This is a genomic window from Acidobacteriota bacterium (assembly GCA_033549365.1).
Lineage (GTDB): Bacteria > Acidobacteriota > Aminicenantia > Aminicenantales > Saccharicenantaceae > JAWSUF01.
The window spans coordinates 1-15,696 of the sequence record JAWSUF010000021.1 but is presented as its reverse complement, the minus strand read 5'-3'; the positions used below and the strand labels follow the sequence as shown (position 1 = coordinate 15,696).

General features: G+C 38.6%; 14 protein-coding genes. All 14 read left to right on the top strand.

Features of this window, described 5'->3' with window-relative positions; translation table 11 throughout:
* On the top strand, positions 1–534 hold a 534-nt coding region (locus tag SCM96_15215; protein MDW7761976.1), incomplete at its 5' end, for a sugar-transfer associated ATP-grasp domain-containing protein.
* A gap of 240 nt (positions 535–774) precedes the next feature.
* Positions 775–2,277 carry an asparagine synthetase B family protein gene (locus SCM96_15210; GenBank protein ID MDW7761975.1) on the top strand — a complete coding sequence of 501 codons (1,503 nt, stop codon included), beginning with the start codon at positions 775–777 and terminating at the stop codon, positions 2,275–2,277.
* Positions 2,274–3,383: a glycosyltransferase gene (locus tag SCM96_15205; GenBank protein MDW7761974.1), complete on the top strand. Its 1,110-nt coding sequence runs from the start codon at positions 2,274–2,276 to the stop codon at positions 3,381–3,383. The genes SCM96_15210 and SCM96_15205 overlap by 4 nt, the downstream gene beginning before the upstream one ends.
* Positions 3,384–3,389: 6 nt before the next feature.
* Positions 3,390–4,649: an EpsG family protein gene (locus SCM96_15200; protein ID MDW7761973.1), complete on the top strand. Its 1,260-nt coding sequence runs from the start codon at positions 3,390–3,392 to the stop codon at positions 4,647–4,649.
* Between the two features lie 69 nt (positions 4,650–4,718).
* A complete protein-coding gene (locus tag SCM96_15195; protein ID MDW7761972.1) occupies positions 4,719–5,843 on the top strand; it encodes a hypothetical protein in 1,125 nt (374 codons plus the stop codon).
* A gap of 22 nt (positions 5,844–5,865) precedes the next feature.
* Positions 5,866–6,978: a sugar-transfer associated ATP-grasp domain-containing protein gene (locus SCM96_15190; GenBank protein MDW7761971.1), complete on the top strand. Its 1,113-nt coding sequence runs from the start codon at positions 5,866–5,868 to the stop codon at positions 6,976–6,978.
* 6 nt (positions 6,979–6,984) lie between these two features.
* On the top strand, positions 6,985–8,001 hold the full coding sequence (locus SCM96_15185) for a hypothetical protein (GenBank protein MDW7761970.1): 1,017 nt from the start codon (positions 6,985–6,987) through the stop codon (positions 7,999–8,001).
* Positions 7,965–8,900, top strand: a complete 936-nt coding sequence (locus tag SCM96_15180) for an SP_1767 family glycosyltransferase (protein MDW7761969.1) — start codon at positions 7,965–7,967, stop codon at positions 8,898–8,900. The genes SCM96_15185 and SCM96_15180 overlap by 37 nt, the downstream gene beginning before the upstream one ends.
* 14 nt (positions 8,901–8,914) lie before the next feature.
* Positions 8,915–9,988, top strand: a complete 1,074-nt coding sequence (locus SCM96_15175) for a glycosyltransferase (GenBank protein MDW7761968.1) — start codon at positions 8,915–8,917, stop codon at positions 9,986–9,988.
* Positions 9,940–11,067: a glycosyltransferase family 2 protein gene (locus tag SCM96_15170; GenBank protein MDW7761967.1), complete on the top strand. Its 1,128-nt coding sequence runs from the start codon at positions 9,940–9,942 to the stop codon at positions 11,065–11,067. The genes SCM96_15175 and SCM96_15170 overlap by 49 nt, the downstream gene beginning before the upstream one ends.
* 5 nt (positions 11,068–11,072) lie before the next feature.
* Complete coding sequence (locus SCM96_15165) at positions 11,073–12,194, top strand: glycosyltransferase family 4 protein (protein ID MDW7761966.1); 1,122 nt, start codon at positions 11,073–11,075, stop codon at positions 12,192–12,194.
* 4 nt (positions 12,195–12,198) lie between these two features.
* A complete protein-coding gene (locus SCM96_15160; protein ID MDW7761965.1) occupies positions 12,199–13,356 on the top strand; it encodes a hypothetical protein in 1,158 nt (385 codons plus the stop codon).
* Positions 13,353–14,693 carry a CoF synthetase gene (locus tag SCM96_15155; protein ID MDW7761964.1) on the top strand — a complete coding sequence of 447 codons (1,341 nt, stop codon included), beginning with the start codon at positions 13,353–13,355 and terminating at the stop codon, positions 14,691–14,693. The genes SCM96_15160 and SCM96_15155 overlap by 4 nt, the downstream gene beginning before the upstream one ends.
* A gap of 20 nt (positions 14,694–14,713) precedes the next feature.
* Positions 14,714–15,295 (top strand): sugar transferase, encoded by a 582-nt coding sequence (locus SCM96_15150; protein ID MDW7761963.1) that lies wholly within the window; start codon positions 14,714–14,716, stop codon positions 15,293–15,295.
* The last annotated feature ends 401 nt before the right edge of the window (positions 15,296–15,696 follow it).

Genomic DNA, 15,696 nt, shown 5'->3' with positions numbered 1-15,696 from the left:
TTGTGGATATCATGGAGGGTTGTAGCCCTTTTTTTTCGTCCTTGTCAAATGCCATCACGTAACTTTGAAACAAGCTCAAAGATTAAGATCCTCAGTGTGGCATTAAGAATCGGCGGCAAAGGCTCGGTTGTAGACAATTTGAATTATGGAGGATTTATTGTTAAATGCTCTATAAATGGCTATTTGGCTGATTATGCTGTAAACAAGAAAGGAGAAAAAGTTCATCTGGTGAATGATATTGATTTAAAGAGAACGCATCAGATTCCGTTTTTTTCGAAATGTTTAGATAAGGCTGTGATAATTGCTTCCAGAAATATCCATCACCGTCTTTTAGGATTGGATATTGCAATAGACAAGCAAAATGAAATTCGAATTATTGAAATAAACAATGGTCACATAGGAACAGATCTACCACATTTAGTGGGGTTACCGCTGTTCGGCAAATATACAGATGAAGTCATTGCGTATTGCAAAAAAAATATTAATAAACTGAACAGCGAATATGTTTTAAGATTAAAAGAGATCGGCGGCTAACAATTTTCTTGTCAAGTCAAATAAGAGAATTAATAGTGTTTATTATAAGGGTTACATAAAGGAATTAGTTTAATCATAGAAAAAATAGTAAAAATATTCCATATGTCAAGTGAACATATTTGCCTTTACAACAACTGGGATAAATGCAGGTTGGATCATGGAGAATTTTACTACAGAAGCTGCTTTAGAAATGACCATACCCATATTTTTAAAACACACGCGAAAATCTTTGAATCATGCATGGATTATGTTTCAGAAAAAAACGAAGAATTTCCTGCAACATTACTTGGAGATTATGTATTAATATATAAGAAAAGGTCAAAAACACTTTTGGTAAGCGACCATATTCGCAGCATTCCTTTGTTTTATGGTTTGCATAAGGGTCACTGTTTTGTTACCGATAATCTAAATAAGTATCAGAAAGAACATGGAAAGCTAAAGATAGACAACAATAAGCTGGAGGAATATGTCGCCTCTGGCTTTGTCTATGGAAATAATACTATCTATCATGATGCTTTTGGTTTACAAGCGGGAGAAATGATTTGCATCTTCGAAAATGAAATTAAATCGAAACGATACTTTGAATACAAACCAGCAAAAAAAACTTTCAGTATTGATAATATATACGAGTTTTCTAATATGCTTGACAAGGCTTTTCGTTCGATATTTTCTCGGATGATTGAACAAACACCAAGTGTAAATCGTTGGATAATTCCATTAAGCGGTGGTCATGATTCTCGTATTATAGTTAATTATTTGTATCTCTTGGGTAAAAAAAATGTCATATGCTTTTCTTACGGTACACCCAACAATGAGCAAGCACGAATAAGTAAACAGGTGGCGGAAGCTCTTAATTATGAGTGGCATTTTACAGAATATACAGAGCAAAAATGGCAGCAATTGCATGAGATCGGCATTATTGATGAGTATATACGATACGCTTTCAATGGAGTGTCCACTCCCCATCTTCAGGATTTTTTAGCAGTTTATGAGATGAATAAAAAGGGGATAATCAAACCCGGAGATGTATTTGTTCCTGGCCATACACTTGATTTTATTGCAGGTGGCCATTATGGATATCAAGATATTGAAAGTGACAATAAGTATAAAGCTGTAAAAAGAACATACCTGCGACATTCTAGGATTAGGGATAGCTCACAAGATCCAGTCAGAACTATAGAAGCCATATATGAAAAAGCAAATGTTGAGCCCCAGCACTTTCAAGAATACTTCAACTGGCAAGAGCGTCAGGCCAAATTTATCGTGAACAGCATTAGGGCTTATGAACATTTCGGTTTTGAGGCGCGCTTGCCATTCTGGGATAAAGAGATTGTGAAATATTGGCTTTCCATTCAAAAAAATAAACTCATAGGCAGAAATAAATATTTTGAGGCGGAGAAATGTGGCATATTAACAAAAAAAATAGTTGATATTCCATTCGCGGGAGACAAGAAAAAAAACCTGAAGGAAAAGAGGATAAGCAAGGTTAAAACAATATTTCCAACAATATTCATTAATAAAGCATTGAAAATGACAAGACGTAAAGTAACGCTTGATGAAGGGCTGAATCAAATATATACACTAAAAGTAAAATCGGTTAAAGACTTATTGAACCCTGTGGAAATATTTCCTGAAAATGTAAAAACATATTTTCAAGATTACCTACAGCGCTTTCCCTATCAAATGGATTACCATTTCTTAACAGCGCTTTATACGATTCGCATAACTATGGATGAATATTGAAAAGTATCCTGATTATTACCAAAGCCTTTTTCCCTGAAATATCACCCAGATCTTTCAGAGCAACGGAGTTGGCTAAAGAGTTTGCCCGGCAGGGACATAGAGTTGAGGTCTATCTTCCACAAAAAAGGGACGGGCATTTAAAAATAGAAAAAGATTACAATATAACCTTGAAGGCATATGGCCCATTGACCTGGAAGCCTTTAGTAATCAAAGGCGGTCGTATTAGAAGATTGCTCAGCAAGATAATTCAGAGATCAGCTACATGGCTATTTGAATATCCTGATATAGAAATAGTTAAAAGACTGCCAAAGATCATAAATATTGAAAAGCATTACGATATCATAATTTCTATAGCGGCACCGCATTCGATTCATTGGGCAGTTTCAAGAGCCCTTAAGAAAAACAAAAATCTGTCAAGGCTTTGGGTGGCGGATTGTGGAGACCCATATATGGGCGCAATATTGGAGACCTTTAAGAAACCCTTCTATTTCAAATATATGGAAAAGGATTTTTGCCTTAATGCGGATTTCATAACGGTTCCTACAGAAGGGGCGAAAGAAGCTTACTATCCGGAATTCCGGCATAAAATCAGAGTCATTCCTCAAGGTTTCAATTTTGAAGAAGTTATAACATGCAAGGAAGAACCCTGCAATCCTGTTCCGACATTTGCCTATGCCGGAAGCCTTGCATTTAAGGGAATGCGAAATCCAGAACGGTTATTGCACTATTTATCAAAAAAGGATAGTGCCTTTCGCTTCCACATTTATTCGAATTCATCATTGAATGTTATTCATAAATATAGAGAAACACTTGGAAACAAGGTTATTGTCCATCGTGGAAAAGAGCGAATACCTCTCCTGTATGAATTGAGCAAGATGGATTTCTTGATTAACTTCGACAACGGAACAGAAAGGCAGTTGCCGAGCAAGCTGATTGACTATGCGCTTACCGGAAGACCTATTCTCAATATACATCCTTTAAACCCAAATATTGAATTGGCGAATCAATTTCTGAAGAAAAATTACGAAGCTCAGTACGCAGTGAATAATCTGGAAAGATACAACATAAAAAATGTGGTTTTCCAGTTCATGACACTAAAGAGATAGAATTATATGAAAATGCAAGCAATAGATAATGTCAGTTACAAAGAAGTTGGTGTTGAATCCCAAAAATCACTGCTGTTATTTGTATTTTGGCCTTTTTTAGCCCTTATTACAGCTTTGCGGGACTTTAGAACAAAAGAATCAAAAATCGTTATTTATTTTTTCCTTATTCTCTTTGGAGCAACATACTATCTTGGTAATCCTGATTTTGATTCTTTTCATTTATATGAGAAATTCGATATGACATCTCGCCAATCTTTTAGCGAGTGGCGAGTCGAGAATATAGACAATATTATTGATACGGCCCCTGACATTGTTCAACCCATTCTTTTATTTGTGCTGTCGAGAATTGATAGCAGTCCGGCATTTTTGTTTGGCACTTTTGCAGCCATATTCGGCGGCGTTTTTTTGATCAGCATAAATATTCTTGCCTCGAAGTATTCTTTGGAAAGCAATATAAACGCAAAAATATACTTCACATTTTTCTTATTCATTAATCCAATATTTAACATCAATGGCTTCAGATTCTGGACGGCTGCCTGGATATTTTTTATAGGAGCTTACTTTGTTGTCGTCAACCGAGATAAAAAACATCTCATACTGGCTCTTTCATCGATATTATTTCATGCAAGCTTTGTCGTACCAAATATCATATTAGTTGCATATGTCACCTTCGGCAATAAGGACAAGATATACAATATTCTTTTTTCTTTATCTTTGGCAATTCCAGAGATATTCAGATCACAGTTATCTGTAGTAGAAAAATATATGTTACCCAGGATGGTGGAAAAGTATTTTACATACACAAATCCGCTATTTATCGAAAGAACATATGAACTTCAGGAAAACTTGAAATGGTTCATGAAAGTTCAAAGATATGGTCTATACTATTTTGCCATATTTATGTTATTTTACTTAAAATATATTCATAAAAAAAATCAAAAAATTAGCATAAATAACAACCTTTTTTCATTTAGTATTTTGTTTATCAGTATCATCAATTTCATGAGTTGGGTGCCTGTTATGGGCAGGTTTAGAACACTCTTCTATCTTTTTGCGTTTACGTTCATGATTTCCGTTCTTTCTGAATACAAATCAAAAAAGATCCATCCTACCACGTCGTTAGGCCTCGTGCCCATGTCTTTCGCGGTAATTATCGCCTTAAGAGTCGGTTCCGAAATGACTAATATATGGTTGTTTTTTCCTCTTGCTGTATCCTTTATTGCAGCACCAACCTCTTTATACGAAGTCCTGATTAGTTTATTCTAGAAGAGAAAAGCCGAATCCTTTTAAAGTCTTAGGAAGAATACGTAAAGTAAATATGAAGGCCTTTTGCAAATGATTGGAAACAGGCTAAAAGCTGCTGTTCGACTTGGTCTTTTAAATATGAAGGGCTGGAGAACAAAACGAAAGATTGTAGTTTTTGAATCCGATGATTGGGGAAGCATCAGGATGCCTTCCCGTGATGTCTATCAAAAGTGTCTGGCGGCCGGTTACGGTGTCGACAAGATAAAAATTGAAAAATATGATTCGTTGGAAAGCGAGGACGACCTCATCCGTTTGTTTGAGGTTCTTTCTTCTTTCAAGGACCAAAAAGGAAACCACCCGGTTTTCACTGCCAACTGCCTTGTCGCAAATCCGGATTTTGAAAAAATTAAAAAGCATGATTTTCAAACTTATCAATATGAATTGGTTGCAGAAACCTTCATAAAATATCCAAATCATTCTAGATCTTTTTCCCTTTGGCTGGAAGGACTGAAAGCAGGTGTGTTTTTTCCACAATCCCATGGTCGTGAACATCTTAATGTAAGCCTTTTTATGACTGATTTGCAGGCAGGAAAAACTGATGTCCATTTTGGTTTTCTTCATGGTATGCCGGGCAGTTTATCCTTAAAGAATTACAAAGAAGGGAATCTTTACGTTGAAACTCTTAACTATAATTCTCGACAAGATAAGAGAGATAAATTAAATATTATACTTGAAGGATTAGATCTCTTCGAAAGGTTATTCGGATTCAAATCCTATTCTTTAATCCCTCCTAACTATATTTGGTCACATGATTATGATGAAGCTGTTAAAAAAAAAGGCGTTAAATATTTTCAGGGTCTTTCAAGAATGCTTGAACCCGACCTTAAAGGAGGATTTAATTATTTTAATACGTATCTCGGAAAAAAGAATGAATATGACCAATATTATTTGGTCCGAAACTGTGTGTTTGAACCATCAACAAGTTCTGTTGATGATCCTATTGACCATTGTCTAACTGGAATCGATGTTGCCTTTCGTTGGAAAAAACCAGCCATTATTAATACTCATAGGGTGAACTACATTGGATCAATATTCCAAGAGAATGCTGATCGTTCATTGCAGTTGTTAACGAAACTGTTGAAAAATATTATCAAATATTGGCCGGACGTTGAATTTATGAATTCGGTAAATATTGGTAGATTAATATGCAAATAAATGACTTTTTAGGTGTAAATGAATGATCTATAAAAGAATTATATTTAACAAAAAGCTTCCAATTAAACAGAGGATATTAAAGGCTTTTCTTTATTTCATATTAAGAAGAAAAGCAAGGATAAGTTGGTGGATGCGCTTTAAAAAAGTATTCTTTTTTAATCCAGAATATATAAAGCCCATTGATAAAGCGGCTGAAAAAACACACAAAAGTTACTGGTCATTCTTTTCAAAGGATATCAATCTTCAGACTATTCGTGTTTGTGCTCATATTTCAGGAGCCTCAAATGCAGAAATGGTACCTGAAGAGATTTATGTATCAGACATTGAGCCAAGCTTAAATACAGAAAAAGGGATTGAGTACATAAGCAATAAGAGTTTCTATAATCTTTGGTATCCGGGTTCATTATTTCCTAAGTCATATTTCCATAATATTGCTGGGGAATATTACGATAATTGTCTAAACATTGTCACTTATGAGGATATTTTAAATATAGTGAACGAGCTTAGTTATCCCGTGGTCTTAAAGCCAAATAAGGACTCTTATGGAGGGCAGGATATTTATTTTCTAAAAAATAAATATGAACTCATAGAAAAAATATTAAACAGAAAGAATTATGTTGTTCAGGAAAAATTAGAACAACATCCATTCTTTGCAAAATATAATCCGAATGGCCTAAATACAATACGAGTTTATCTATATAAGTCCGTAAAAAATGAAAAATACAGGGTTATTAATACAGCTCTAAGAATGGGCAAGGGCGGCTCTCTAGACAATGAAACGGCTGGTGGCATAATTTGTTTGATAAAACCGAATGGTCAATTAAATGGATATGCGGTTGACAAATACGGAACGAAGTATGAAAAGCATCCGGATACTGGATATCGGTTTGATGAAATAGTTCCGGAATATAGCAAGTTAACTCAAGAGTCTATTTCGATATCGCAAAAAGTATTCTATAGCAGGATACTAGGACTTGACGCTTATTATGATAGAGAATCAAGATGGCGATTTATCGAAATTAATACTAGAGGCCACACGATCAGATTTTCTCAGTATGGAGGCCAGCCTTTTTTTAAAGAATACTCATCTGAAATATTAGAATATTGCAAAATAAATCATTGGGCACTTCAATAAGTATCTATGAAAATTGCAATCCAACACTCCGATCTGGCCTTTAGCCAGAAGTGGATTGAATATTGCCGGAATAAATCCATTGACTACAAGATAGTTAATTGCTATGCCAATAACATAATTGAACAACTAAAGGATTGCGATGCCTTGATGTGGCATCATCATCATGCTTATGCAAAAGATACTCTGTTTGCAAAACAATTATTGTTTTCCCTTGAGCATGCTGGGAAAAAAGTCTTTCCGGACTTTAGGACAGGGTGGCACTTTGATGATAAGGTCGGCCAGAAATATTTGCTTGAAGCCATCGGCGCCCCTCTTGTGCCCTCATATATTTTCTATTCGAAGAGGGAAGCCCTTGAATGGGCCAATACAACGAAATATCCCAAGGTCTTCAAGCTCAGGACTGGAGCGGGTTCTTATAATGTATTTCTTGTTAAAAGCCAAAGAACCGCAAAACGCATGATCCGGCGTTCTTTTTCCAGGGGATTCAGCCCTTACAACAAGTGGATCAATTTGAAAGATACATACAAAAGTTACAGAAAAGGAAAAAATCCGTTTCTTGATCTGTTGAAAAGCCTCAGACGAGTTGTTTATTCCACACAATTTGCTCGAATCCATGGAAATGAAAAAGGTTATGCGTATTTTCAGGATTTCCTGCCCGATAACACTTACGATATCAGAGTCGTTGTGATAGGGAATAAAGCCTTCGCGATTAAGCGAATAGTCAGAAAAAAAGACTTCAGAGCATCCGGCAGTGGAAACATCCTTCACTCAAAGGACCAGATTGATGAGCGATGTGTCAGCATTGCTTTCGAGGTATCAGCGAAATTAGGCGCACAATGTTTAGCTTATGATTTTATATTTGATTCCAAGCAAAACCCCCTGATAACCGAAATCAACTATGGGTTTGACCGCAGGGGTTACCTTGACTGTCCCGGCTATTGGGATATCAATCTGGAATGGCATGAAAAGCAATTTTATCCGGAAGAATGGATGGTGGAAACGCTCTTTTTCCCGAACAAATGAACCTTCGAACGTCATCCACATTTTATTGCCCGAGGCAGGTCATAAAAGAAATCCTAGGGCTGATTTATCCGGTTTTGAAAATTTGTTTTCCACTCCCGAATGTAAAAACCATCGATGAAACAATAGACAAAATAAAGAAAGACAAGAGTTCAATTGCAAGATATGGGGATGGAGAATTTCTGTTTATTATGGATAAAATTGGATACGATTATCAAAAATATGACGAAATATTAAGCCGAAGACTTAAAGAAATATTGAAATCTGACAATGAAAATATTTTAATCGGATTACCCGTTGGGTATCAATCTCTGGCAAATCTTAACCGGAGAAGCCAATTAACATGGAAAAGTCATATTGTCTGGACATATCCAAGGCTAAGAAAATTCCTTGATATGAAAAAAACTTACTATAATGCGAGCTTCACAAGGCCGTTTATTAATTTTTCAAATAAGACTGTTTCAGAGAGGTATTTTAGAAAAGTAAAAGAATTATGGCAGGACCGGGATATCATTCTTGTAGAAGGAGAAAAAAGCCGTTTAGGTGTCGGGAATGACCTTTTTTCAAACGCCGGAAGCCTTGTCAGAATCCTAGGCCCGGCCCGAAATGCTTTTACTCGCTATCATGAATTATTAAATGAAATTGTTAAGCATGACAAGACAAAACTTGTATTGCTTGCGCTTGGATCAACCGCAACCGTTCTTGCTTTTGATCTGGGTAAAAGGGGTTATCAGGCTCTTGATGTAGGCAACATTGACATTGAATATGAATGGTTTCTGCGAGGAGCAAACAGCAAGGTAAAAATCCCCGGAAAGTACACCAATGAAGCCCCGGGAGGGAGAGAGGTTGAGGATATCCGGGACGAGTTGTATGAAAGCCAGATCATTAAACGAATATTATAAAAAGCAACCTGAATTTGAGCAAAATATTAATAATTACCTCTTCTCTTCAGCTTGGCGGCATTGAACGGGTTTCAAGTAATCTGGCCAATGAGTTTTCAAATGCCGGCCATTCAATACATTACTTTTGTATTTTCAGACATACTCCGTTTTTCGATCTTTCAGAAAACATTGTGCGAATTGAACCCAAATTGAAAAAACCCCAACGCTTTAATATCCTTGATGCACCGATAAGGATCAGAAAGGCTGTAAAAAAAATCAATCCTGACTCAGTTCTTGTTTTTAACAAATTCTATGGAACCCTGACTCTTCTGGGTCTGGTCGGCCTTAACTACCCTGTTTATATTAGTGAAAGAGCCAGTCCCTTTTATCGCTTTCCCCTGATCATCGAATTGTTTAACAATATGGTTTTTTTATTTGTCAATCCATCAGGCGTCATCGCGCAAACCGAATTTGCTGCTCGTTGTCAGCGCCGGTTTTATAAAACAGGAACTCCGATTCGAGTTATAAACAACCCCCTGCGAGAGATAGAAGTTTTTGAGTTACTACGAAAGCCCATTGTTTTAGGAGTTGGTCGACTGGCCGATCACCTGAAAGGATTCGATCTTTTAGTAGAGGCCTGGGCTCATGTCAAAAACAAGTCCTGGAAATTGGTTTTGACAGGCAGCAGGCAGGAGAACACAAAACTTGCTGAATTGGCTGGAAAAATGAACCTTCATGAAAGAATTGAATTTATCGGCCGGGTAAACGATATTGACCGGCTTTATGCAGAGGCCGGAATGATTGTAATTCCTTCTCGCAGTGAAGGTTTCCCCAATGCCATGGTGGAAGCCATGGCGGCCGGATTGCCGGTCATAAGCTTCAATTTCCAAGCCGGCCCGGAAGAGATCCTTGTCAATAACCATAATGGTATTCTTGTTGAAAACGGCAATACGGAAAAATTGGCCGAAAAAATTGATTTGCTGATTGAAAATAAAGAGGAACGTGTTCGACTGGGAAAAAACGCAAAAGAAATTAGAATCCGGCTTGACCGCAATAAAATATGTCGCGAATTCTTAAACTTTATTCTGCCGGAGGGTTCCTTCTTTTAATTATGATTATGTATCAGCCGAAAATCAGCATTATTGTTCCAGCATATAACGTACAGGCATACTTGAAACAGTGCCTGGACAGTTTAATAAACCAGACTTTTTTGGATATGGAAATCATCCTGCTTAATGATGGCTCAACGGACGATACCCCCAAAATATGCGATCGCTATGCGCTAAAAGATCAAAGAATCAGGATTATCCATAAAAAAAACTCCGGCCTTTCCGACACAAGAAATCAAGGGATCGAATATGCAACAGGCAAGTATATTATGTTTGTCGATGCCGATGACTGGATTGAGCGGAACACCTGTGAAATAGCTTATAAAACTGCTGTTGAAACCGATGTCGATGTCTTATTATGGTCTTATATTCGTGAACATAGAAGGAGATCAATAAAAAAAAGAATCGATCTTCGAAAAGGATTATATTCAGGGCCAGAGCTGAAGTATTACCTTCAAAGGCGCATGGTAGGGCTTCTATCCCAAGAACTGAGGTATCCGGAAAATGCGGACGCGATTTCTGTAGTTTGGGCCAAATTATATAAATCGGAAGTCATCAAGCCCCGAAATGTTCGATTTGTCGATACAAAAAAAGTCGGTAGTGCTGAAGATCCACTTTTTAATTTATATGCTTTTGAAAATGCTATGACGGCATTCTATTTTGATTTTCATTTGTATCATTATCGAAGGTTTACTGGCGTTTCTTTCACAAATGCATACAAGCCTTGGCTGTTTGAACGTTGGCAAAAACTCTATAAATATATGGAACTTTTTATAAAAGAAAATAATCTTCCTGAATATTTCTTTGAGGCACTGGATAACCGGAGATGTCTGTCGATCATCGGGCTTGGGCTGACAGAACTGAGTGATTATAATAAAAAGACGGTAGCAAAAAAAATCAAATATTTAGGTGGAGTGTTAAAACACCCCGAATATAAAGCTGCCTATAAAAAAATGAAGCTGAAATATTTGATTATCAGGCCGCAATGGTTTTTATTTTTCTTTTTTTGTAAAAAAAACTTTTCGCTGGGCGTTTATACATTGTTATTTTTTATGAAATATTTAAAGAGAATAATCTAGCCTGAATGAAAAAAGTTCTTTATATCGCGACAAGTGATGTTCATATCAGAACTTTCCATCTGCCATTTCTGAAATGGCTTAAGGAAAACGGTTGCATCATTCATCTTGCAGCTGAAAAGAGGGGGGACGTTGTTTTCGATGATATTGATCAAGTTTTCTACATGCCGTTTCCACGATCCCCGTTAAATCGTGTTTATTTTTCAACCTATAACAAATTGAAGATGATCATTGATCAAGAATGCTATGATCTTGTTCATTGCCATACACCGCTTCCGAGCTTTATTGGAAGACTTGCCGCCAGAAGTTCAAGAAAAAAAGGCACCAAAGTCCTTTATACGGTGCATGGATTTCATTTTTTCAAAGGAGCGCCATTAAAGAACTGGTTAATTTATTATCCGGCTGAGTGGTTCATGTCTTTTTTTACTGACGCAATAATCACAATGAACAGTGAGGATTTTAGTTACATAAATGAAAAAATGCCCCATAAAAAAACTTACATTATCCCGGGAATGGGGGTAGATCCGAAAAAATTCCACCCTTTCACTGAAGAAGAAAAGATTGCGTGCAGAAAAAAACTTGGCTTTGACCCAAAAAGCGTGATTCTTCTATATGTGGCTGAATTTATTCCCAGGAAAAATCATGAGTTGATAATTCCGGCCATCAAGAAGACAATAACAAAAAACCCAAATGTGAAAGTCATATTTGCCGGAAAAGGGCCACTTATTGAGAAAATCAAAAAGCTTGCTGTAAATGTGGGGCTTGATAAGGATATAGAATTTCTTGGTTTTAGGGATGATATCCCGGAACTTACGGGCATTTCCGACATTGGAATATCAGCAAGCCGGCATGAAGGCCTTCCTATCAGCTTGCTTCAGGAAATGTTTTGTGGCTTGCCGGTAGTTGCCCCAATAGAAAGGGGGCATAATGAACTTATTGCTGATAAGGAAAATGGATTCCTCTATCCGCAGAATGACCATATTAGTCTGGCAATCGCTTTGCAAAAACTGATAGATGATCCCGAACTCCGTGTTCAAATGGGAAAAAAGTCATTGAAAAGAGCCCGTCTTTTTAGTATTGAAAATTCGCTGAAAGCTATGGCGGAGATCTATGAAATCTATTTGTCATAAATCCATGACGCCAAAAAGAAAAATTCTTTTAAGCCTAAAAAATCTATTTGGATTTAAAACTCAAAAAAAGATCGTCGTTTTTTCGACTGACGATTACGGCAATGTGCGGATTGCCGATAGAAACGCAAGGGAAAACATGAGAAAGGCCGGATTGAACGTTGAGGCGACGCGATTTGACCTGTACGATTCTCTTGAAAAACGCGACGATTTGGCCGCGCTTTATGAAACACTAACCTCCGTAAAGGATAAAAACGGCAATCATGCCGTTTTTACAGCTATGACAAGCGTCGCCAATCCTGATTATGAAAGAATCAAAGCCGATCATTTTCAACAATATCATTATGAATTGATTCCCGAAACATTCGCCAAACTCCCCGGGTATGAGGGCACATGGGACCTATGGAAAGAAGGAATTGAAAAAAGGCTGATCCGGCCCCAGTTTCACGGTAGGGAACATCTGAACCTGAAATTTTTCATGAGATCTCTGCAAACCGGAAATCATCAGGCCATGACGGCCTTCAACAACCGGTCATTCGGCGCAATAACGGATAGGATATTTCCGGGAATTGGATATACCGAGGCCTTTTCTTTCAATGAGTTCAGGGAGAATGACGCCTTCAAAGACATCATCGTTGACGGCTTGAATGCTTTCGAAAAAGTGTTTGGGTTCAGGGCCAGGCATTTTGCCGCGCCCGGAGCAAGAGAGCATCGAACATTGGAGCCGACAATGAAAGAATGCGGCATCAAGTATATCGACAATGATTTTTTGAAAGCGGAGCATCAGGGTAACGGAAAAATCAAAAGATCCGTCAATTATACCGGAAAGACGAACAAGCAGGGCCAAATCTACATTGTGCGGAATTGCCTTTTTGAGCCGGTTCAGTTGCCTAATGTCCCTGAAATAGACTGGGTTTCCTATGCTCTTTCTCAAATTGAAATAGCTTTTAAGTGGAACAAACCGGCAAACATCAGCGGACACCGGGTCAACTATATCGGGAATATAGAACCGGCTGTGAGAGAAAAGGGTCTGGCCGCCTTGAAAAGGCTTTTAAAGGAAATCGTAAGAAAATGGCCCGATATTGAGTTCATGACGACGGTCGAGCTGGGGGAGTTGATCGAATCTTCCAAAAGCGGTAAAAAGCATTCACTCCGGGATTCATGAGTTTTTCGTCTTCAATAAGGGAAAACGGTTTTTGGTTACAAGATCGCTTACAAGGCGACTCAATAAGAAAACACCTTATTGATATCTCATGCATTTTGGAAAGGCCCGGCAGCCCGGAAACAAAAGAGAATGTCAACCGGGCAATGACAAATCTTTTAAGGCATGTGACAACCACCACTCCGTATTATAAAAAGTATATAAACCGATCCTTGAAAGAATATCCCGTTATCGACAAAACAATAATCCGGGAATCCGGGGATGCGTTTCTTTCTGAAAAATACTCCCGTCATCAGCGAATTCCGAATGTGACGAGCGGATCGACAGGCACGCCGTTTCAAACATACCAGAATATCAACAAAAAGCTGAGAAATTCCGCCGATACAATCTACTTTGCCGGTCTGGCCGGCTATGAGATCGGCCAGCGTCTGATATATCTCAAGATCTGGGCTGCCGAGAAAATGCGCAGAAAGGCGGCCTACTGGCTTCAAAACATCGTGCCGGTTGATGTGATTCGTCTCGACGACTGTGCCATTGAAGCTCTGATTCGGAGAATGGAAGGTGACCGGTCGGTTTTTGGAATTTTAGGCTATGCCTCGGCTTTGGAATTGATATGCCGATTTCTCGACAGCAGGCAATCCGGGCCGGTAAAAGCCGATGTCAGATCCATTATTGCCATGTCGGAGTCTCTGAATGATTATACTAAAGCCACGATGGAAAAGTATTTCGGTGTTCCCGTGGTTTCGCGTTACTCAAATCTGGAAAACGGGATCATCGCCCAGCAGGAAAGGAGCGGATCGGGTAGTTTTTTGATCAACACGGCAAGTTATCATGTGGAAATCCTGAAAATCGATTCGGATGATCCGGCCTCCGACGACGAGCCGGGGAGGATTGTGGTCACCGACCTTTTCAACTATGCCATGCCCATGATCCGGTACGATACCGGAGATATCGGCGTCATGGAAAAACAGTCCACAAACTCCGACTGGAAATACCTCTCGAAAGTCGAAGGACGGAAACTGGATTTGCTGTACGATACCAGGGGGAGGCTTGTTTCGTCCTATATTGCCTATAAAAATATGTGGAAATATCTGGACATCAAGCAATACCAGCTGATCCAGGAGGGAGAAAAAGAATACACTTTTAAAATCAATGCCGAAAAGTCTTTCAATAGGGGCGATCAATTGATTAAAGAATTCAAGCACATTCTCGGCTTCGATGCCGATTTTAAAATTGAATACGTCGACGAGATCCCGCTTCTTGCTTCGGGAAAAAGGAAAAAGACCGTAAACAAATACAAACCCGGAAGCCGGCAAGAAGCCGGCGAAAAGATACAATAAGCACTATCGTGAAGCGCTTGATGGATTTAACGGCGGCATTCCTGGGTTTGCTTTTTCTTCTTCCCGTTCTGATGATCCTTGTCTTGGTGGTTGCCTGGAAGCTCGGCCGCCCGGTGTTTTTCACTCAACTCCGGCCCGGACTCCATGGACGGCCGTTCAGGATGATCAAGTTTCGCACAATGACCGATGCCTGCGATAAAGACGGACGTCTCCTGCCCAACGAGAAGCGCAGAACAAAAATTGGGGATTTTTTGCGCTCATTCAGTCTTGACGAAATCCCCGAGTTGTTCAATGTCCTTAAGGGCGACATGAGCCTCGTTGGACCGCGCCCGCTCCTGATGGAATACCTGCCGTTGTATAATGATGAACAAAGACGTCGCCACGAGGACCGCCCGGGAATCACGGGCTGGGCTCAGGTCAACGGACGCAATGCCGTGACCTGGGAACAGAGATTCGAGCATGATTTATGGTATGTCAAAAACCGGTCTTTTTGGCTGGATTTGAAGATCCTGGGAATGACGATAGCCAAGGTCGTCAAGCGTGAAGGCATCAACACTCATGGGGGAAGCTTCATAGAGCCTTTTAGCAATATTAAGTTGTGACTATGAATATTTCCATCTGTTTAATGTTGATCGAAAATCTTAACTCAAGGGATGCATCATGAGTGTACATTTCATAAGAAAAATCAAACTTATTTTGATAATCTTAAGAAAAGTTAAGAATTATTGGCTCCTATTAAAGCTTCACATGACGAAAAACGATTTGAAAATGTATAGAATAGACTTGCGAAACGGCATTAAAGTGTGGATTCGCGCGCATGCAAACGACAAGTCAACTATAAATGAAGTTTTGCTAAAAAATGTGTATCGTCGATATTTCTCGCCAACTAATAAATCAGTTGTCATTGATATTGGAGCTAACATAGGTTTATATCATTGCCAGAAAACCCCAGGCTTTTAAGCCTGGGGATGAATGGCACCCGGAACGAAGCCAGCGAAGCTGG